A 20,901-nucleotide genomic window follows, 5' to 3' on the forward strand; every position below is an offset into this window, starting at 1 on the left:
ACGTTTATGCGGAGCCGCTCTGGCTCCGCAAGGGGAAGCTAATGACGTTCTGGAGTATTTTACGCCAGCGATGCTGGGGACTTATTCTGGTGGTTATCGGTGTTTGCGTAATCACCTTTATTATTTCACACCTGATACCTGGCGACCCCGCGCGACTGCTGGCGGGCGATCGCGCCAGCGATGAAATCGTCGAAAATATTCGCCAACAGCTGGGGTTGAATCAACCGCTGTATGTCCAGTTTTTTCGCTATGTCAGCGATATTTTTCACGGCGATTTAGGCATATCCATTCGCACCGGACGTCCGGTACTGGATGAGCTGCGCATTTTCTTCCCCGCGACCCTTGAATTGGCTTTCTGCTCTTTGTTGCTGGCGCTGGTGATAGGTATCCCGCTGGGTATTTTGTCTGCGGTCTGGCGTAACCGCTGGCTTGATCACCTTGTTCGTCTAATGGCAATTACCGGTATCTCCACGCCTGCATTCTGGCTGGGGCTGGGGGTTATCGTGCTGTTTTACGGTCATCTGCAAATTTTACCCGGCGGTGGGCGTTTAGACGACTGGCTGGATCCACCTGCTCACGTCACCGGTTTCTACCTGATTGATGCTCTGCTGGAAGGCAACGGCGAAGTCTTTTTCAATGCGCTTCAGCACCTGATTTTGCCATCGCTGACATTGGCTTTTGTACATCTTGGGATCGTTGCCCGTCAGATTCGTTCCGCCATGCTGGAGCAACTGAGTGAAGATTACATACGTACCGCCCGCGCCAGCGGGCTCCCGGGCTGGTACATCGTGCTGTGCTATGCATTACCTAACGCACTTATCCCATCAATCACCGTCCTGGGCCTGGCGCTGGGCGATCTGCTCTACGGTGCGGTATTGACCGAAACGGTCTTTGCCTGGCCTGGCATGGGCGCCTGGGTGGTGACCTCAATTCAGGCTCTCGACTTCCCGGCGGTAATGGGCTTTGCAGTGGTGGTCTCGTTCGCCTATGTGCTGGTCAACCTGGTGGTGGATTTACTCTATCTGTGGGTAGACCCTCGAATTGGACGTGGAGGTGCTGAATGATGCTCACACAAGAAACACCGACCGCCCCTCAGACTGCACGCCGCCGCACGGACTGGGCCAAACTGTTCTGGATGATGAAAAGTAGCCCGCTGACGCTGGTTGGCGGGGTCATCATCGTATTGATACTGCTGCTGATGGTGCTGTCGCCGTGGATAACACCCCACGATCCGAATGCCATCAATTTGAGTGCGCGCCTGCTGCCCCCGTCAGCCGCTCACTGGTTTGGAACCGATGAAGTCGGTCGCGATCTGTTCAGCCGCGTTCTGGTAGGAAGTCAGCAATCTGTCGTTGCGGGTCTGGTGGTAGTGGGTATCGCCGGGGGATTGGGCTCACTGCTGGGTTGCTTGTCGGGTGTCATGGGCGGGCGTGCCGACGCGATAATTATGCGGATGATGGACATTATGCTGTCCATTCCTTCGCTGGTGCTGACGATGGCGTTAGCCGCCGCGCTGGGTCCAAGCCTGTTTAACGCCATGCTGGCGATTGCAATCGTCCGTATCCCTTTCTATGTACGCCTCGCCCGCGGTCAGACGTTAGTGGTGCGCCAGTTTACTTATGTACAGGCTGCCCGGACCTACGGCGCTTCACGCTGGCATCTGATTAGCTGGCACATTTTACGCAATTCTCTGCCGCCGCTCATTGTGCAGGCATCACTGGATATCGGCAGTGCGATCCTGATGGCCGCCACGCTCGGGTTTATCGGTCTGGGCGCCCAGCAACCCAGCGCTGAATGGGGGGCGATGGTCGCAATTGGCCGCAATTACGTGCTTGATCAGTGGTGGTATTGTGCTTTTCCCGGCGCCGCCATTCTGATTACCGCCGTGGGCTTTAATCTCTTTGGCGATGGTATTCGCGATCTGCTGGATCCGAAAGCCGGAGGAAAACAGTCATGACACAACCCGTACTGGAAATCGAAGATTTGCATCTGAGTTTCCCCGGCTATAAAGCTGACGTGCATGCGCTGAACCACGTATCACTGCACATCAACCGCGGAGAAATCGTTGGTGTGGTGGGTGAATCCGGTTCCGGTAAGTCCGTGACCGCCATGCTCACCATGCGTCTGCTACCGGAGGGAAGCTATCGTATTCACCAGGGACGCGTTTCGCTGCTGGGTGAAGATGTGCTCAACGCCAGTGAGAAACAAATGCGCCAATGGCGCGGTGCACGTGTCGCGATGATCTTTCAGGAGCCCATGACAGCACTGAATCCGACCCGCCGTATCGGCCAGCAAATGGTGGAGGTGATCCGCCATCATCAGGCGTTAAGCCGCACGGATGCCCGCCAGAAAGCCGTCGCTCTACTCGAAGAGATGCAAATCCCGGACGCGCCGGAGGTCATGAAACGTTTTCCGTTTGAGCTTTCCGGCGGTATGCGCCAACGCGTGATGATTGCGCTGGCCTTTTCGTGCGAGCCGGAGCTTATCATTGCCGATGAACCGACCACTGCACTGGACGTCACGGTGCAACTGCAGGTGCTGCGTTTGCTGAAGGTAAAAGCGCGCGCCAGTGGAACAGCCGTGTTATTTATCAGCCATGATATGGCGGTGGTTTCACAGTTATGCGACCGGTTGTATGTCATGTATGCCGGGAGTGTAATTGAGAGTGGCCCGACGCAAACCGTTATTCAACGCCCGACTCACCCTTATTCCATCGGCTTGCTGAAATGTGCACCGGAACACGGCGAACCGCGCGCATTGCTGCCCGCCATTCCCGGCACCGTGCCGAACCTAACCTGCTTACCTGCTGGATGCGCGTTTCGCGAGCGCTGCTTTGCCGCTGGTCCTCGTTGTGAAGAAACGCCGGCGTTAAGTAGTCAGGGAGGTGCAGATCAACAATCTGCCTGCTGGTATCCGCAACTGGAGACAACACATGTCTGATTTTTTACTGGCGCTGCAGGATGTTCATGTCAACTTTCCTGCGCGTAAAAACTGGCTTGGCAAGGTTACGGAACGGGTGCATGCGCTCAACGGTCTGGATTTACAGATTCGCCAGGGTGAAACGCTGGGGATTGTTGGCGAATCCGGCTGTGGAAAAAGTACGCTGGCGCAACTGTTGATGGGCATGTTGAAACCCAGCCAGGGAAGCTATTCTCGCCGTGGTGATAAGCAGCATAACGGTATGCAAATGGTCTTTCAGGACCCTCTTTCATCACTGGATCCGCGCTTACCGGTGTGGCGGATAATTACCGAACCGGTGTGGATCCAAAAACGGAGCCCGGAACGTGAACGACGCATGCTTGCCGAGGATTTGGCACGACAGGTGGGGATTCGTCCTGAATATCTCGATCGATTGCCGCACGCGTTTTCCGGTGGACAGCGCCAACGTATTGCTATTGCCCGGGCGCTATCGTCAGAGCCGGATGTTATCGTCCTTGATGAACCCACTTCAGCGCTGGATATCTCCGTGCAGGCGCAAATTCTCAACCTGCTGGTGTCGCTACAGGCGCGCAGAAACCTGACCTACGTATTGATATCGCATAACGTGTCGGTGGTCCGCCATATGAGCGACCGTGTGGCGGTGATGTACCTCGGGCAAATTGTTGAGCTGGGCGATGCCCAACAGGTTCTCACTCACCCCGCCCACCCGTACACACGATTATTGCTGGACTCGGTCCCTACAACGGGCGCACCGCTGGCGGAAGATTTAGTGTTACGTAAAACCGAGCTACCGGGAAACCGAACGTTGCCCCAGGGCTGCTTTTTCCGTGACAGATGTCCATTGGCAACCCACGGTTGTGAGAAGAAACAGGCATTGCTGAAGAGTGATACCGGATGTGACGTTCGCTGCTGGCGGGCGGTTACATGACCTGAGCCGTTGAGAAAAGTCAGGTGCGATACGCCTTTTTCAGTGAATCCACCAGTACCTCGGAAGCGGTAGATAATTTATGATGCGCCGAACGCAAAACCCCGATCCGACGCTGGATCACCGGCGTATCCAGATCGATACAGGTTGCGCCTAACTCTGTCATTTGCGTGCGGCATAGTGCAGGTACGGCGCTACCGCCCAGACCGTTAGCCACCAGACGGCCAACGGTCACCAGTTGATGGCTCTCCAGCGCTACTTCCAGCGTATGTCCGCTTTGCACCAGTTGTTCTTCCAGCATCAGCCGCACGGCGGACGGGCGTTGCAGGGTGATAAAATCCAGCGTCAGCAGTTCGCGCCACGCTATACGATCCCTGTCTGCCAGTCGACAGGTTGGCGGCACAATCGCGATAAAACGATCCACGCCGAGCGGCGTGAAATGCAGATGTCCCGAATAGTCCGGCTCGAAGGCTATGCCCATCTCGACCCGGCCTTCACTGACCATTTCAATCACGTGTTCATTGATCACATCGTGAACCGTTACGTTGATACCGGAATAAGAATCACGAAATGTTTTCAGTACCGATGGCAGGACGTTAGCGGCAAATGAGGGCATGGCGGCGATCGATATTTTACCGCGCTGCAGCGTAAAGCGCTGGCGCATGGCTTCTTCCGTATTCTCCCAGTCCGCCAGCAGCTGTCGCCCCATATTCAGCAGCGTTTCTCCCTCCTGCGTCAGGGTCACTTTGCGGGTCGTTCTTAACAGTAACGCCCCGCCCAGCGAATCTTCCAGTCCTTTAATCGCCAGGCTTAACGCGGGTTGCGACATATTCAGTCTTTCGCTGGCATGAGCAAAATTCAGAGTGTGAGCTACCGCTAAAAATGCGCGTAACTGTTTGATGCTCATTCCCATTTCGCATTCCTTTAACTTGTTGAATACCTTTAATTAACATTAAATTGATAAAAAAACCCAATGAGTGAGTCACAAATTTAAAATTAACAAATCATTTTTCACCCCCAATGATGTCGGCAAGGACAACTGGGGAGGCAAGTGTATGGCTGGACTGGATAAACGTGTTGCCACTTATCAAGAGGCGCTGGAAGGACTGACCGACAACATGACGCTGCTGGCAGGTGGTTTTGGTCTATGTGGGATCCCTGAAAACCTGATTACCGAAGTACGCCGTCGGGAGGTTCAGGGACTTACCGTTGTATCAAACAACTGTGGCGTGGATGGCTTTGGCCTTGGCGTGCTGCTGGAAACGCGTCAGGTGCGCAAAGTGGTCGCGTCCTATGTGGGGGAAAACGCCCTGTTTGAGAAACAGGTGCTTAGCGGCGAACTGGAAGCCATCCTGACGCCACAGGGTACGCTGGCAGAGCAGTTGCGCGCGGGCAGCGCGGGGATCCCGGCATTTTTTACCGCGACCGGATATGGAACCCCCGTGGCGGAAGGGAAAGAGGTTCGCGAGTTTGCCGGACGCCCTTACATCCTTGAGCAGGCGATAACCGGTGATTTTGCGTTGGTTAAAGGCTGGAAAGCCGACTGGTACGGCAACGTCATCTATCGCCACACCGCACAGAATTTTAATCCGCTGATGGCCGCCGCCGGGCGCATTACCGTCGTGGAAGTCGAAGAGATTGTCCCTCCCGGAGAACTGGACCCTGCTGCGATTCACACTCCCGGAATTTTCGTTAACCGCATTATTCAGGGGCAGTTTGAAAAACGTATTGAACAACGCACCCTGCGCCAGAAAGGAGCCTGACATGTTAACGCGTGAACAAATGGCGATGCGCGTCGCCCGCGAGCTGCGCGACGGTTATTACGTCAACCTTGGGATCGGCATTCCCACGCTGGTGGCAAATTACATCCCTGATGGCATGGATGTGATGCTGCAATCAGAAAACGGTTTGCTGGGTATGGGCCCGTTTCCCACAGAAGACGAAATTGATGCCGACATGATCAACGCCGGGAAACAGACTGTGACGGCGCGCAAAGGCGCGGCGATTTTCGACTCGGCGCAATCCTTCGCCATGATCCGCGGCGGCCACGTTGATCTGACGGTGCTCGGTGCTTTTGAAGTCGATGTTAACGGCAATATCGCCTCATGGATGATCCCCGGAAAAATGGTGAAAGGCATGGGCGGCGCGATGGATCTGGTTGCCGGAGCCGACAATATCATTGTGGTAATGACCCATGCTTCCAAAAGCGGTGAGTCCAAACTGCTTCCCGCCTGCACCCTGCCGCTGACCGGCGTGGCCTGCATCAAACGTGTGCTTACCGACCTGGCTCTGCTGGAAATTACCGACGGTGCGTTCATTCTGCGTGAACGTGCACCGGGCATCAGCGTGGATGAAATTGTCGCCAGAACCGCCGGCAAGCTGATCGTTCCCGAAACTGTCCCCGAAATGCACTTTAGCTGAGGAGCTGACCATGCAGGATGTTGTAATTGTCGCGGCAACGCGCACCCCGATTGGCAGTTTTCATGGCGCGCTGGCACCACTTTCCGCGGTTGAGCTTGGTTCAGTGGTGATCCGTTCGCTGCTGGAAAAAACGGCTGTGGCACCTGAGCAAATCGATGAGGTGATCTTAGGTCAGGTTTTGACTGCGGGCTGCGGCCAGAATCCAGCCAGACAAACGGCGTTACGGGCAGGACTGCCGGTCACCACGCCCGCGTTAACCATCAACCTGCTGTGTGGCTCAGGTTTGAAGGCGGTGCATCAGGCGGTACAGGCGATTCGCTGTGGCGATGCGCAAATCGTGATCGCCGGAGGCCAGGAGAGCATGAGCAATGCGCCCTATTTTCTCGACGGCGCGCGGGCCGGTTTGCGGTTGGGTCATGCCAGTATGAAAGACAGCGTGGTGCATGACGGCCTGTGGGATGCGTTCAACGACTATCACATGGGTATTACTGCCGAAAATCTGGCGGATAAGTTCGTAATCAGTCGTGAGCAGCAGGATGCTTTTGCCCTGCACTCCCAGCAAAAAGCCGCCGCCGCCATTGAAGCGGGTCGTTTTAACGCGGAAATCACGCCGGTTAGCGTCCCGCAGGGCAAAAAGCCGCCACGTGTGGTGGATCGTGACGAACAACCTCGCCCGGATACTCAGGCCGACAAGCTGGCGCAACTTAAACCGGCGTTTCGTCCGGGTAACGGCACGGTGACCGCCGGAAATGCATCATCCATCAATGATGGTGCCGCCGCGGTGATGTTGATGAGCGCCGCCAAAGCGGCGGAACTCAATCTGCCAGTACTTGCCCGGGTGGCAGGCTACGCGGTTTCTGGCGTCGATCCCGCAATTATGGGGATTGGGCCGGTAGAAGCGTCACTCCAGTGCCTGAAGCGTGCTGGCTGGACGCTAAATGACGTGGATCTTATCGAAGCCAACGAAGCCTTTGCCGCGCAAGCGCTGGCGGTTGGTGAATCCCTGAACTGGGACAGCAACCGGGTAAACGTGAACGGCGGTGCGATTGCGCTGGGGCACCCGATTGGCGCATCAGGTTGCCGAATTCTGGTAACGCTGCTGCATGAAATGGCGCGTAGCAACGCAGCCAAAGGATTGGCCACGCTGTGCGTAGGTGGTGGTCAGGGGGTGGCGCTGGCGGTAGAACGTCCGCAGGGGGTAGCTCATGCAAAGTAAGCCTATCTGCATTCTGGGCGCGGGGTTAATGGGTGTCGGCATTGCTACCCACTTCGCCCGTTTTGGTTACGATGTCTGGTTATACGATACCGATAGCAGCCGAATTGCAGAAATAAGCGCCGTAGCCGGCGGTATTCTGGATGAGCTGATTGTCACCGATCAATTTGCAATTGGTGAAAAAACGTCGGTCGTGGCTCGCCTGCACGGCACAACCTCACTACAGGATATTGCCGCATGCCGGTTACTGATTGAAGCGATCCCGGAGCGGCTCGAACTCAAACACGCACTGTATGCGCAACTGGAAGAGCTGATCGCGCCGGAGGCCGTTATTGCCAGTAATACCAGCGGCCTGCCGCCGGATGCGCTGGCAGAAAAACTCGCCCATCCTGAACGGTTGCTGATCGCCCATTTCTGGCACCCGCCACATTTTATTCCGCTGGTCGAAATTGTACCTGGCACCGCAACGAAGCCGGAGTATCTCCATGAATTGCAACAAAAACTGATCGCGATGCAACTTGAGGCGGTGGTGCTCGACCGCGCAGCACCAGGATTTGTTGGCAATCGACTGCAGTTTGCCCTGCTGCGTGAAGCGCTACATATCGTTAAAAGCGGCATCGCCAGCGCAGAAGTGGTTGATCAGGTGATGCGCGCCTCGCTCGGACGTCGCTATGCAATGGTCGGTCCGCTGGAGGCTGCTGATATGACCGGACTTTCTACGGTGCAGGACATTTGTCGGCATCTGCTCCCGGAACTGGCAACCGGTAGCGACATGATGACGCTGGTCGCTGACAAGGTTGCCAACGGTAATACCGGTGTGCGCAGTGGTCAGGGTTTTTATCACTGGGATGATTCGCGCAAGGAATACATCCAGCAACGCAGAGAGCATCAGCTGCGATTTGCCCTGAAGCCATAACGTCACTTTCTGTACCCCAATATAATAATAAGGAGTCATGATGAGTGTATTAATCGCCCTGGCAGCGCTGGGCCTGCTGATGCTGGCAGCCTATCGCGGATACAGCGTCATTCTGTTTGCCCCCATCGCAGCATTAGGTGCTGTATTGCTTACCGAACCCAGCGCCGTTGGCCCTGCCTTCACCGGCCTGTTTATGGAAAAAATGGTCGGTTTTGTGAAGCTGTACTTCCCGGTGTTCTTGCTGGGGGCCGTGTTTGGCAAGTTAATCGAGTTATCTGGATTTTCACGTTCCATTGTTGCCGCCGCTATCAACATCCTAGGTCGTCGTCATGCCATCCCGGTGATTGTGCTGGTATGTGCGCTGTTGACCTACGGCGGCGTATCGCTGTTTGTGGTGGCCTTTGCGGTGTATCCGTTCGCGGCTGAACTGTTCCGTCAGAGCAATATTCCTAAACGCCTGATCCCGGCGACCGTTGCGCTGGGTGCCTTCTCCTTCACCATGGATGCCCTGCCAGGTACGCCGCAAATCCAGAACATTATTCCGACCAGCTTCTTCGGTACCAACGCCTGGGCCGCGCCGTGGCTGGGTTTGATAGGTTCCGTATTTATCATCATTGTTGGTCTGGTTTATCTCGAACGTCAGCGTCGTAAAGCACAGGCTAAGGATGAGGGTTATGGCACTGAACTGTTAAACGAGCCGGAAACGCCGGATAACATTAATCTGCCGAACCCGATCATTGCGATCTCTCCGCTGATCCTGGTTGGGGTATTTAACCTGCTGTTTACCCGCTGGATCCCACAATGGTATGGCGCCACGCATCAGCTTGAACTTCCGGGCCTTGCCAAGCCGATTACCACCGAAGTCGGTAAAATCACCGCTATCTGGGCAGTGGAAGCGGCGCTGATTTCTGGGATCCTGCTGGTGGTGCTCTTCGGCTACCGCAACATAAAAGGTCGCCTGGCGGAAGGCAGCAGAACGGCGGTTGGCGGCGCGATCCTCGCGGCGATGAACACCGCGTCAGAGTACGGTTTTGGCGCAGTGATCGCCGCCCTGCCAGGTTTCCTTGTACTGTCAAAAGCACTGGCGGCTATTCCTGACCCGCTGCTCAATGAAGCTATCAGTATCACTACGCTTGCCGGGATCACCGGTTCGGCGTCTGGGGGGATGAGTATTGCCCTTGCCGCCATGTCTGACACCTTTATCGCGGCCGCTCACGCTGCCAATATCCCACTTGAAGTCTTTCACCGCGTGGCGTCTATGGCCAGCGGCGGTATGGACACCCTGCCGCATAACGGCGCAGTCATTACCTTATTAGCTATCACCGGTCTCAGCCATCGTCAGGCGTATGGCGGAATTTTTGCTATTACCGTCATTAAAAGTCTGGCCGTACTGTTTGTCATCGGCGTCTTCTACACCACCGGAATTGTTTAAGGAGAATCATCATGAACTTAACGGGAAAAACCGCCCTGGTTACCGGCTCGACCAGCGGTATCGGATTAGGTATCGCACAGGTGCTGGCGCAAGCGGGCGCCACCCTGATCCTCAACGGGTTTGGTGATGTGGATGCCGCCAAAGACGCTGTTGCCCAATATGGCAAAACGCCAGGCTATCATGGCGCGGATCTGAGCGATGAAGCGCAAATTGCCGACATGATGCGCTATGCCGAGAGCGAATTCGGCGGTGTTGATATACTGGTCAATAACGCGGGGATCCAGCATGTATCCCCGGTGGAAACCTTCCCGGTTGATAAATGGAACGCGATTATCGCTATTAATCTCACTTCCGTTTTTCACACCACGCGTCTGGCGCTTCCTGGTATGCGCGCGCGAAACTGGGGGCGCATCATTAATATCGCTTCTGTTCACGGCCTGGTGGCTTCAAAAGAGAAATCTGCCTACGTAGCGGCGAAGCACGGCGTGGTGGGATTCACCAAGACCATCGCACTGGAAACCGCGCAGACGGGTGTCACCAGCAATGCGCTGTGTCCCGGCTGGGTGCTCACGCCGCTGGTTCAGCAGCAGATCGATAAGCGTATTGCCGAAGGCGCAGAGCCTGAGGCTGCGCGTGACGCCCTGCTGGCGGAAAAGCAGCCGTCGCGCGAATTCGTCACGCCGGAACAGTTAGGTGAGCTGGCACTATTTCTGTGTTCAGACGGTGCGGCGCAGGTGCGCGGCGTGGCGTGGAATATGGATGGCGGTTGGGTAGCGCAATAACATCATCAGGTGCCGGATAAGACTGACTTACATCCGGCACAGTCGTAGGCCGGATAAGACGCAGTCGCATCCGGCGCGCCATGATTAAGACTTCAGCTGATAATCCAGCGTAATATCCGCGTTCAGTACCTGCGATACCGGGCATCCGGCTTTTGCTTTCTGGATGATGCCGTCAAACGTGGCGGCGTCTATCCCCGACACGCTCACCTGGCTATGCAACGCGACTTTAGTGATCGCAAACCCGGCATCTACTTTATCCAGAGAAACATCGGCAGTGGTATCAATGGCATCTGGTGTAAACCCCGCTTCGCCCAGCATCAGCGAAAGTGCCATCGAGAAGCAGGCTGCATGGGCCGCGCCAATCAATTCTTCAGGATTGGTACCTTTCACACCTTCAAATCGGGTATTAAACCCATACGGTTGCTGATTCAACACGCCACTTTCGGTCGACACAGTGCCTTTGCCGCGCTTAATGTCGCCTTCCCAGTGTGCCTGACCTTTCTTATGGATAGTCATTACCGCTCTCCTGTGTTGTCGTCGGAGTTACTAGTATAGGACGGCTGAGAAAAAGCATGTTACATACGGGATAGTTCTCATTTGCCGCTTAAGCATTGACCTTTCAGATAAAATGACCGACCATCCAGAAAGCCGTTATGTTGAACATCGGCTTTATATCAGGTTGTATTTCGTCCGTTCTCATACGGGCTCGCCCTTGAAACCAGTAACAGGATTAAGGAGTTAGAATGAAATCGAACCGTCAGGCCCGTCATATTCTCGGACTGGACCACAAAATCTCAAATCAACGTAAAATCGTGACCGAAGGTGACAAAACCAACGTGGTCAATAATCCTACTGGAAGAAAGCGCCGCACTGACGGCAAGTAGCCTTTCGCACGTCTGACTGAGTAACGAGATAAACACCATTGCAACCGCAGTGGTGTTTTTGCTTATAAAACCCCTTAACCCATTCACAATGCTTTATACTTCGCCCGTTTCCCTGGCGGACAGGCCACATACGATCATAAAGAGCGCCAGGGACGGTTATTCAAAAAAGAGTGAGTGACATGGAAAACGAAACCAAAAAACTGCGTTCCCTTTACATCCCCTACGCTGGCCCGGTACTGCTGGAATTCCCTTTACTGAATAAAGGGAGCGCCTTCAGTGTGGAAGAACGCCGTAACTTCAACCTGCTGGGGTTACTGCCGGAAGTGGTCGAGACGATTGAGGAACAGGCTGAACGCGCCTGGATCCAATATCAGGGATTCAAAACCGAAATCGACAAACATATTTACCTGCGCAACATCCAGGACACCAACGAAACCCTGTTTTACCGACTGGTGCATAATCACCTGGATGAAATGATGCCAGTTATCTATACCCCAACGGTCGGCGCGGCCTGTGAGCGTTTCTCTGAGATTTATCGTCGTGCGCGCGGCGTGTTTATCTCTTATCAGAACCGCCACAATATGGACGATATCCTGCAAAACGTCCCTAACCACAATATCAAGGTCATCGTTGTCACCGATGGCGAACGTATTTTAGGTCTTGGCGATCAGGGGATCGGCGGGATGGGTATTCCAATCGGTAAACTGTCGCTATATACCGCATGTGGCGGAATTAGCCCGGCCTATACTCTTCCGGTGGTACTGGACGTGGGGACCAACAACCAGCAACTGCTGAACGATCCGCTGTATATGGGCTGGCGCAATCCGCGTATCACTGATGATGAATACTACGAATTCGTTGATGAATTCATCCAGGCCGTGAAGCATCGCTGGCCGGACGTGCTGTTGCAGTTTGAAGATTTCGCCCAGAAAAACGCTATGCCACTGCTGACCCGTTATCGTGATGAAATTTGCTCGTTTAACGACGATATTCAGGGCACCGCGGCGGTTACTGTCGGTACGCTGATTGCGGCTAGCCGCGCGGCCGGTAGCCAGTTGAGCGAACAGAACATCGTCTTCCTCGGTGCGGGTTCCGCCGGTTGCGGGATCGCCGAGCAGATCATTGCGCAGATCCAGCGTGAAGGTTTAAGCGAAGAAGCGGCGCGTCAACGCGTATTCATGGTCGACCGCTTCGGCCTGTTAACAGACAAAATGCCGAACCTGCTCTCCTTCCAGACCAAACTGGTGCAAAAACGCGAAAATCTCCAGCATTGGGATACCCAAGAAGATGTGCTGTCGTTGCTCGATGTGGTCCGCAACGTTAAGCCGGATATCCTGATCGGCGTTTCCGGACAAACCGGCCTGTTTACCGAAGAGATCATCCGCGAAATGCACAAGCATTGTCCGCGTCCGATCGTCATGCCGTTGTCTAACCCCACTTCCCGTGTTGAAGCTACACCACAGGATATTATCGCCTGGACCGAAGGTAACGCGCTGGTTGCGACCGGTAGTCCATTCGCACCGGTACTGTGGAAAGATAAAATTTACCCAATCGCCCAGTGTAACAACGCCTATATCTTCCCGGGTATCGGCCTGGGTGTGATTGCGTCTGGCGCGTCGCGCATCACTGATGAAATGCTGATGTCGGCGAGTGAAACGCTGGCGCAGTATTCACCGCTGGTGCTCAACGGTGAAGGTCTGGTGCTACCGGAACTGAAAGATATTCAGACCGTTTCTCGCGCCATTGCCTTTGCCGTCGGTAAAATGGCTCAGCAGCAAGGTGTGGCAGTGAAAACCTCCGCCGAAGCGCTGCAACAGGCGATTGACGATAATTTCTGGCAGGCAGAATATCGCGACTACCGTCGTACCTCTATCTGACGCTTTGCCCGGCGGCACACTGCTGCCGGGCGTTCAACACTTGCGCTTTTGCGTAACTTACGATTACACTTTCACCACCGATTAACATTCTGAAAAACAAAAGGAGGATACTTATGCTGTACTGTGAACGTTTTATCGTTTCACATGCTTTTGGCGATCGCCAGTGCTCAAGCGTTATCGGTATCGTGCTGCGATAACTTCTGCTTGAGCGAAGCTAACTTCTAAATCCCCTTCTCTCGGGCTTACCGGGTTATCGTCAGCGATGTTTGACGAGGCGTTTTCACGCCTGTAACTCTTGAGTAAGCAACAATGAGCACATTACTAACCGCACAATCCTTACACGTTGATACGGCATTCGGCACGCTATTCGACGATCTTTCCTTTACCCTGAAAAAAGGCGACCGCATCGGGCTTATCGGTTACAACGGCTGCGGCAAAAGCACGCTGTTAAAACTGCTCGATGGCACGATCTCGCCCACCAGTGGGGCAATCGCGCAGGCGAATCACTGCCATCTCGCGCGTGTAGAACAACATCTACCTGACGATATACTGCCTCTTACGCTGCAGGAAGCCGTTCTTGCTCAACTTCCCGAGCATGAACGCGCAGCTCAGCAGTGGCGGGTTGAAGCACTGCTTGCCGAAATGGGTTTTACGCCAGAGAATTTATCTCTTACAGCGCAAACGTTGAGCGGTGGCCAGCACACGCGCTTGCTATTAGCGCGGGCACTGATGCGTAATCCTGACCTGCTACTGCTGGATGAACCGGGTAACCACCTGGATTTGCCTACATTACTGTGGCTTGAGCAGTTCTTACAGAACTGGTCTGGCAGTTTTGTGGTGGTCTCCCACGACCCGCAGCTGCTGGACGCGGTGACTTACGGAACCTGGATCTTGCGCGATCGCACCCTCCATGCGTTTGATCTACCCTGTAGTGCAGCGCGTCAGGCTCTGGCAGAAAGAGATGTCAGCGATGCTCTGCGCCACAAGGCTGAGCAAAAAGAGATAGACCGGGTGACTGCCAGCGCCAAACGGCTGGCAACCTGGGGGCGGGTCTACGACAACGAAGATCTCTCCCGCAAGGCAAAGCAGATGGAAAAACAGGTACAGCGCCTGAAAGAGGTGCAAACAGAAGTAACGTCAGGAAGTCAGTGGACACTAACATTGCAGGGTGATGCCCTGCGTGCAGATCGTTTGCTGGAGATGACCAATCTGTCTGTAGCCCCTGCTCCCGGTGCAGATACACTGTTTTCCATTGCCGGTATCCGGTTAAAAAGCGGCGATCGCGTGGCGATTGTCGGGCGTAACGGTTGCGGGAAATCATCGCTGTTAAGGCTTATCTGGCAACAGTTTCAGTCACAGCTGGCATCGCCTTCATTGGTGTTACACCCGCGCGTTACCCTGGGTTATTACGACCAGACGCTGCATCAGCTTGCCGATAACGATTCATTGTTTGACGCGCTGGAAGCGTTTGCCCCGCAGCCAGAGATTCGCAAGATGGCGTTGATTAGCGCGGGATTTCCGTGGGTTCGTCATGCGCAGCGAGTCAGCACGTTAAGCGGCGGTGAGCGCTCCCGGTTACTGTTTGTTGGGCTGACGCTTGCGCGCTACAGTCTGCTGATGCTCGATGAACCGACCAACCATCTGGATATGGAAGGCAAAGAGGCGCTGGCAGAAACGCTACAAAGCTATAACGGCGGCGTGTTGCTGGTCAGTCACGACCGGCAGCTTATCAGCCAAAGCTGCAACCGGTTCTGGTTAATCGACAATGGCGAACTCAGTGAATGGCACGATCTGGATGCGGTCAATGCGCGTATTCGGGAAACGTCCGCGGAGATAACCGTTCCCAAAACGGTGGCTGAAGCGAAAACTGAAATAAGCGGTGACAGCGATAGATTGCTGGAACAACTTCTCGATCTTGAGCAGCGTCTGGCCGACGATCTCGCCCGCAAGCCGAAACATCAAAAACCGTTGTTACAGGCGCAATGGCGTAAAGAGATTGAACGTCTGAACGCACAACTGGAGTAATCTTTATTGCCGGATGGCGCAAGCTTATCCGGCCTACATCAGCAAAATGCGCGTGTAGGCCAGCCATCCGGCATACCATTTATTGCTGCGGTTTTTTCTCTTTCCAGGCATCCCAGGCCTGTTTGATCTCTTGCTTTGCCGTAGCGGCGTCATTGAAACCGTTTAATTCGACCTTCTTGCGCCCTTCCGGCAGATCTTTGTACACGCGGAAGAAAGATTCCAGACGTTGAACTTCAATCTTGGGCAGATCGCTCAACTCTTTGATGTCGTCATAAGTGGGGTCAATTTTACTGGCCGGAACGGCGACAATTTTGTCGTCCTTTTCACCGCCGTCGATCATCTTCAGGACGCCAATAGCGCGCAGCTTAATCAACGTTCCCGGAGCAAGCGGCGCACGGGTATAAAAAATGACGTCCAGCGGGTCACCGTCACCGGCTAAAGACTGGGTGAGTGAACCGTAGTTGGCGGGATAGGCAACCGGCATTGACTGGAAGCGATCGGCAACGATAAAACCGGTTTTGGCGTCGGTTTCATATTTAATCATTCCACCTGCAGGAATTTCGGTTACGGCATAAAACTCTTCCGGGTTGTTCTCCGGCTGAGGAAATTCGAGGATGTTTTGCGCCTGAGCTGAAGCACAAAGAAACACGCTGACTGCGAGTAATTTTTTCACCAGATGCATTGTCTTTTAACTCTTCTATTATCGGAAAGACAACACCTTACGTTCAGCAGATGACAGAAACATGACGTTTTTTTGGCAAAAAAATGGCGCTACCGATGTAGCGCCATTGCGTAGAGGGAACATCAGGGATTAGTTAACCCCCTCCTCGCTCTCTTTTTTCGCTTCTTGTCTTTCAACTTCGCGATACCAACGTGGGTGATGTTTCTTCGCCCAACGACGGCTCACTTTCCCTTCGACCATGCCTTTAATCGATCCTTTCACCCAGAACGCCATATACATATGGATGAGGATGGCGTGCATCAGGATAATCCCCGCAGCCGCATGGATCAGCAGGCTATAGCGCACGACCTGCATCGGGAAGAACTGCGCAAAGTACGGACGCCAGATAATGATACCGGTAATCAGCAGCACGAAAATCATGCTCATAATCGACCAGAACATCATTTTCTGCCCGGCGTTGTATTTGCCCACATCCGCCACTTTGTGTTCATTGCCTTTCAGTACTTCCACAATGTTTTTCAGCCACGGAATATCTTTCTTATCCGGGATGTTGTGGTGCACAAAGCGTACAAACATGAACATCAGTGCCACGAAGATCAGTATGCCGAAGAACGGGTGCAAAATGCGTCCCATCTGCGGCGTACCGAAGGTTTGCGTCAGCCATTGCAGAGTCGGGAAGAAAAATGAAATCCCCGACAGCGCTACCAGGAAGAAGCAGATCACCACCGTCCAGTGACAGGCGCGGTCGATAAATTTCGTGCGCACAATCATTTTCGACTTACTCATGATGATCCTCCTCGTCGTCGTCCACTTCCTTATTCGGACCAATACCAATGTAGTGGTAAATCAGTCCGGCGAAGGTGGCGATAAATCCGGCAGCGGCTAGCGGCTTCAGCGCTCCTTTCCACAGATTGATAGAGGTATCTATCTGCGGGTCTTTTGGCAGGCCGTGATACAGTTCAGGCTGGTTGGCATGATGCAGAACGTACATGACGTGCGTGCCGCCCACACCTTCCGGGTTGTAAAGACCGGCATGTTCAAAACCGCGTGCCTTCAGTTTGGCCACACGCTGTTCACCCATTTCCAGCATTTCCTGCTTGGTGCCGAAATGTATTGCCCCGGTCGGACACGTTTTCACGCAGGCAGGTTCCTGCCCGACGCTGACGCGGTCCACACACAGCGTACATTTATACACGCGGTTATCCTCTTTATTGAGGCGCGGAATATTAAATGGACACCCGGCAATACAGTAGCCGCAGCCAATGCAGTGCTCTGACTGGAAATCGACAATCCCGTTGGCGTACTGGATGATGGCCCCGGCAGACGGGCACGCCTTCAGACAGCCCGGATCTTCACAGTGCATACAGCCGTCTTTACGAATCAACCACTCCAGCTTGCCGTTCTGTTCGGTTTCGGTAAACCGCATCACCGTCCAGGACTTGGCGCTGAGATCGGCGGGGTTGTCATAAACCCCGACGCAGTGGCCGACTTCATCGCGGATATCGTTCCACTCTGAGCATGCCACCTGACAGGCCTTACAGCCTATACAGGTGGAAACGTCGATCAGCTTCGCGACTTCTGCTTTGTAATCACGGGCCTGAGGCGGCGGCGTGATGGAGTTTGTTGCGGACCGTTTGATGATGTCCTGCGTTTCCATAGACATATGTTCGCCTCCCTTACGCCTTCTCGATGTTAACTAAAAACGCTTTGTATTCCGGCGTTTGCGAGTTTGCATCACCGACATTCGGCGTCAGGGTGTTGGCGATAAAGCCTTTACGCGCGACTCCTTCAAAGCCCCAGTGGATTGGGATCCCAACCGTTTCTACCTGCTGACTGTTGACGTTCAGGGTACGCAGACGACGAGTGACCACGGCAACTGCGCGAATAAATCCACGTTTGCTGCTGACTTTCACGTGATCGCCGTTGTTGATCCCCTTCGCTGCCGCCAGCGTTTCGCTGATTTCCACAAACTGCTCCGGCTGGGCAATCGCATTCAACAATGCGTGCTTGGTCCAGGTATGGAAATGTTCGGTCAGACGATAGGTCGTCCCGACGTACGGGAAGTCCTGTTTCGTGCCCATACGGAGTTTATCCGCTTCGTACAGACGCGCTGCCGGGTTGGAGATCACATTCGGGTGCAGCGGGTTAGTGCCCAGCGGCGTTTCCATCGGCTCGTAGTGTTCCGGGAACGGACCTTCCGCCATCTTATCGATAGCAAACAGACGCCCCAGCCCTTCCGGCTGCATGATAAACGGATTGGTGCCACTGCCCGGTGCTGCGGTATTGAAGTCAGGGATATCGTTCCCCGTCCACTTCGTACCGTTCCACTGGATAAGCATGCGTTTTGGATCCCACGGTTTACCCTGCGGATCCGCCGAAGCGCGGTTATACAGCACGCGACGGTTCAGCGGCCATGCCCAGGCCCAGCCCAACGTATTACCGAGGCCTGACGGGTCGGCGTTATCGCGATTGGCCATCTGGTTGCCCTGCTCGGTCCAGCTGCCGGTATAAATCCAGCAGGATGATGACGTAGAACCATCATCGCGCAGCAGCGCAAAGCTGTTGAGCAACTGACCTTTCTTCGCAACCAGCACGCCGTTGGCATCATAGAGATCTTCCAGCGCATAGCCGTTGTTCTCTTTCGCCACTTCTTCGGAGTGCGGTTCGTCCGGCTGCTTATAGTTCCAGCTCATTTTCAGAACGGGTTCTACAGCTTTACCGCCTTCAGTGCGATACATGTCGCGCAGGCGGTGGTAAATACCGGCAAGGATCTCGCCGTCGTTGCGGGCTTCACCCGGTGCGTCCTGACCTTTCCAGTGCCACTGCAGCCAGCGGCCGGAGTTGGCGATGGAGCCGTCTTCTTCCGCAAAGCAGGTAGAAGGCAAACGGAAAACTTCGGTCTGAATCGACGCCGGATCAACGTCGTTTGATTCACCGTGGTTCTGCCAGAACGTTGAGGTTTCGGTCACCAGCGGATCGATAACCACTAGATACTTCAGTTTGCTGAGGCTCTGCACCACTTTGTTTTTGTCCGGGAAGGACGCAACAGGGTTAAAGCCCTGACAGATGTAGCCGGTGACTTTCCCGCTATCCATCATGTTGAAGTATTTAATGACGTCGTAGGACTGATCCCACTTCGGCAGCCACTCAAAGCCCCAGTCATTTTCTTTCTGCGCTGCATTGCCGTAGAAAGATTTCATCAGGCTGACGAAGAACTTCGGATAGTTGCCCCAGTAGTTAACCTGATCGGCCAATGTCGCTTTTGGCGTGTTTGCGGCCAGATAGGTTTGCAGGTCTGTCTGTTTCTCTGACGGCAGCGTCAGGTAGCCCGGCAGGCTGGTAGAGAGCAGACCTAAGTCGGTTAACCCTTGAATGTTGGAGTGGCCGCGCAAGGCGTTGACACCGCCACCTGCCATCCCCATGTTGCCGAGCAGCAACTGGATCATCGCCATGGTGCGGATGTTCTGTGCCCCGACGGTATGCTGAGTCCAACCCAGCGCATACAGGAACGTGGTGGTGCGATCGGCTGCACTGGTGGAAGCCAGCACTTCGCAGACTTTCAGGAAGTCTTCTTTCGGCGTACCACAAATGTTTTCCACCACATCCGGCGTGTAGCGGGAAACGTGCTGTTTTAGCAGGTTCCAGACACAGCGAGGATGGCTTAACGTTTCATCGCGTTTCGCGTAGCCGTTTTCATCGAACTGGTAGTTCCAGGACGATTTATCGTATTGGCGTTTTTTCGCGTCATACCCGCTGAACAGACCGTCTTCAAAAGCATAGTCATCCCGCACCAGCAGGCTGGCATTGGTGTAATGCTTAACGTATTCAGCGTTAATTTTGTTGTTTTCAATCAGGTACAGCAAGACGCCGGACAGGAACGTAATGTCCGTGCCGGAACGAATTGGCGCATAGATATCCGCCACCGAAGCTGTACGTGTAAAACGAGGGTCAACAACAATCAGCGTGGCATCATTGTTGTTTTTGGCTTCCATCGCCCAGCGGAATCCCACTGGATGTGCTTCACGGCGTTACCGCCCATCACCATCACGACGTTAGCGTTTTTAATATCAACCCAGTGGTTGGTCATCGCACCGCGACCAAATGTTGGAGCAAGACTTGCTACCGTTGGTCCGTGTCAGACGCGCGCCTGGTTGTCTACTGCCAGCATGCCGAGTGAGCGCACAAATTTTTGCGTCAGCATGCCGGTTTCATTACTTGCCGCAGATGCACACAGCATCCCGGTTGAAAGCCAGCGGTTTACCGTTACGCCCTGCTCATTCTTCTCAATAAAGTTGGCGTCACGGTCATTTTTCATCAGCTTCGCGATACGGGTGAATGCTTCATCCCAGCTGATACGCTGCCATTTGTCGGAACCTGGTGCACGGTATTCCGGGTAACGCAGACGGTTTTCACTGTGCACGTAATCCAGTAATCCTGCGCCCTTAGGGCATAATGCCCCACGGCTCACCGGATGATCCGGATCCCCTTCAATATGGTAAATCGACTCTTTGGCGTTTTTTGCTCCATCTCCCAGGCTATACATTAATAGCCCGCAACCTACGGAACAGTATGTGCAGGTGTTTCGGATCTCTTTGGCGCGTAAAAGCTTATAGTTTCGCGCCTGAGCCAGTGCCATTTTGGGTGCAAAACCCAGAGCAGCTACTGTTGTTCCCGCCATACCGCCCGCGCAGATTTTAAAAAATTGTCTGCGGCTGACGTCCATTGCTTTCCTCTTTTTTGCAGGGATTCGTACAGGACATCTCTCAGATCGCGCCAACGCGGCATAATTGAAAGATGACATGTA

17 protein-coding genes and 2 pseudogenes are annotated in these 20,901 nt (G+C 54.3%); 13 read left to right on the forward strand and 6 right to left on the reverse strand.

Features of this window, described 5'->3' with window-relative positions:
• Positions 1 to 41: 41 nt before the first annotated feature.
• The 4 genes from C2U43_RS12520 to C2U43_RS12535 are packed head-to-tail and all read left to right on the forward strand — an operon-like array spanning position 42 to position 3,868.
• Positions 42 to 1,064 (forward strand): ABC transporter permease, encoded by a 1,023-nt coding sequence (locus tag C2U43_RS12520; protein WP_008784784.1) that lies wholly within the window; start codon positions 42 to 44, stop codon positions 1,062 to 1,064.
• Complete coding sequence (ddpC, locus tag C2U43_RS12525; protein ID WP_003832993.1) at positions 1,061 to 1,957, forward strand: D,D-dipeptide ABC transporter permease; 897 nt, start codon at positions 1,061 to 1,063, stop codon at positions 1,955 to 1,957. The genes C2U43_RS12520 and ddpC overlap by 4 nt, the downstream gene beginning before the upstream one ends.
• Entirely contained in the window at positions 1,954 to 2,940 is a 987-nt protein-coding gene (locus C2U43_RS12530; RefSeq protein ID WP_103285221.1) for an ABC transporter ATP-binding protein, read from the forward strand. Before ddpC ends, C2U43_RS12530 begins: the two co-directional genes overlap by 4 nt.
• The gene (locus C2U43_RS12535; RefSeq protein ID WP_103285222.1) at positions 2,933 to 3,868 is read left to right on the forward strand and encodes an ABC transporter ATP-binding protein; all 936 of its coding nucleotides are present in this window, start codon (positions 2,933 to 2,935) and stop codon (positions 3,866 to 3,868) included. The genes C2U43_RS12530 and C2U43_RS12535 overlap by 8 nt, the downstream gene beginning before the upstream one ends.
• A 19-nt stretch (positions 3,869 to 3,887) precedes the next feature.
• On the opposite strand, the gene C2U43_RS12540 is transcribed toward C2U43_RS12535, so the two are convergent.
• A complete protein-coding gene (locus tag C2U43_RS12540) occupies positions 3,888 to 4,778 on the reverse strand; it encodes a LysR family transcriptional regulator (protein ID WP_003020016.1) in 891 nt (296 codons plus the stop codon).
• A 142-nt stretch (positions 4,779 to 4,920) separates the two neighbouring features.
• On the opposite strand from C2U43_RS12540, the gene C2U43_RS12545 reads away from it, so the two are divergent.
• From C2U43_RS12545 to C2U43_RS12570, 6 genes are read left to right on the forward strand one after another with little or no spacing between them, the layout of a single operon-like run.
• The gene (locus C2U43_RS12545; protein ID WP_103285223.1) at positions 4,921 to 5,628 is read left to right on the forward strand and encodes a CoA transferase subunit A; all 708 of its coding nucleotides are present in this window, start codon (positions 4,921 to 4,923) and stop codon (positions 5,626 to 5,628) included.
• Between the two features lies 1 nt (position 5,629).
• Complete coding sequence (locus tag C2U43_RS12550; RefSeq protein ID WP_008784789.1) at positions 5,630 to 6,286, forward strand: CoA transferase subunit B; 657 nt, start codon at positions 5,630 to 5,632, stop codon at positions 6,284 to 6,286.
• A 10-nt stretch (positions 6,287 to 6,296) separates the two neighbouring features.
• Positions 6,297 to 7,502, forward strand: a complete 1,206-nt coding sequence (locus tag C2U43_RS12555) for an acetyl-CoA C-acetyltransferase (protein ID WP_103285224.1) — start codon at positions 6,297 to 6,299, stop codon at positions 7,500 to 7,502.
• Positions 7,492 to 8,415, forward strand: a complete 924-nt coding sequence (locus C2U43_RS12560; protein WP_103285225.1) for a 3-hydroxyacyl-CoA dehydrogenase family protein — start codon at positions 7,492 to 7,494, stop codon at positions 8,413 to 8,415. Before C2U43_RS12555 ends, C2U43_RS12560 begins: the two co-directional genes overlap by 11 nt.
• 37 nt (positions 8,416 to 8,452) lie before the next feature.
• Positions 8,453 to 9,847, forward strand: coding sequence for a GntP family permease (locus C2U43_RS12565; RefSeq protein WP_199771095.1), 1,395 nt, complete (start codon positions 8,453 to 8,455; stop codon positions 9,845 to 9,847).
• Between the two features lie 11 nt (positions 9,848 to 9,858).
• Positions 9,859 to 10,629: a 3-hydroxybutyrate dehydrogenase gene (locus C2U43_RS12570; RefSeq protein WP_103285227.1), complete on the forward strand. Its 771-nt coding sequence runs from the start codon at positions 9,859 to 9,861 to the stop codon at positions 10,627 to 10,629.
• 84 nt (positions 10,630 to 10,713) lie between these two features.
• Here the strand turns inward: C2U43_RS12570 and C2U43_RS12575 are convergent, their stop codons facing one another.
• On the reverse strand, positions 10,714 to 11,145 hold the full coding sequence (locus tag C2U43_RS12575; protein ID WP_079934049.1) for an OsmC family protein: 432 nt from the start codon (positions 11,143 to 11,145) through the stop codon (positions 10,714 to 10,716).
• Positions 11,146 to 11,372: 227 nt separating this feature from the next.
• On the opposite strand from C2U43_RS12575, the gene sra reads away from it, so the two are divergent.
• The 3 genes from sra to C2U43_RS12590 all read left to right on the forward strand — a co-directional run bounded on the left by sra (position 11,373) and on the right by C2U43_RS12590 (position 15,415).
• A complete protein-coding gene (gene sra / locus C2U43_RS12580; RefSeq protein WP_003833009.1) occupies positions 11,373 to 11,513 on the forward strand; it encodes a stationary-phase-induced ribosome-associated protein in 141 nt (46 codons plus the stop codon).
• Between the two features lie 179 nt (positions 11,514 to 11,692).
• A complete protein-coding gene (gene maeA, locus C2U43_RS12585) occupies positions 11,693 to 13,390 on the forward strand; it encodes a malate dehydrogenase (RefSeq protein ID WP_003833011.1) in 1,698 nt (565 codons plus the stop codon).
• 309 nt (positions 13,391 to 13,699) lie between these two features.
• Complete coding sequence (locus C2U43_RS12590; protein ID WP_103285228.1) at positions 13,700 to 15,415, forward strand: ABC-F family ATP-binding cassette domain-containing protein; 1,716 nt, start codon at positions 13,700 to 13,702, stop codon at positions 15,413 to 15,415.
• Between the two features lie 81 nt (positions 15,416 to 15,496).
• Here the strand turns inward: C2U43_RS12590 and C2U43_RS12595 are convergent.
• From C2U43_RS12595 to fdnG, 4 genes and pseudogenes are all read right to left on the reverse strand, one after another.
• Positions 15,497 to 16,097: pseudogene (locus C2U43_RS12595) on the reverse strand (inorganic diphosphatase); the annotation flags it as partial.
• Positions 16,098 to 16,226: 129 nt separating this feature from the next.
• Complete coding sequence (fdnI, locus tag C2U43_RS12600) at positions 16,227 to 16,883, reverse strand: formate dehydrogenase-N subunit gamma (RefSeq protein WP_003020054.1); 657 nt, start codon at positions 16,881 to 16,883, stop codon at positions 16,227 to 16,229.
• Positions 16,876 to 17,760 carry a formate dehydrogenase N subunit beta gene (gene fdnH / locus C2U43_RS12605; protein WP_003833024.1) on the reverse strand — a complete coding sequence of 295 codons (885 nt, stop codon included), beginning with the start codon at positions 17,758 to 17,760 and terminating at the stop codon, positions 16,876 to 16,878. The genes fdnI and fdnH overlap by 8 nt, the downstream gene beginning before the upstream one ends.
• A gap of 13 nt (positions 17,761 to 17,773) precedes the next feature.
• Positions 17,774 to 20,820: pseudogene (gene fdnG / locus C2U43_RS12610) on the reverse strand (formate dehydrogenase-N subunit alpha).
• Between the last annotated feature and the right edge of the window lie 81 nt (positions 20,821 to 20,901).

The sequence above is a fragment of the Citrobacter freundii complex sp. CFNIH9 genome (genome assembly GCF_002903305.1).
In the GTDB taxonomy this organism is placed as follows: Bacteria; Pseudomonadota; Gammaproteobacteria; order Enterobacterales; family Enterobacteriaceae; genus Citrobacter; species Citrobacter portucalensis.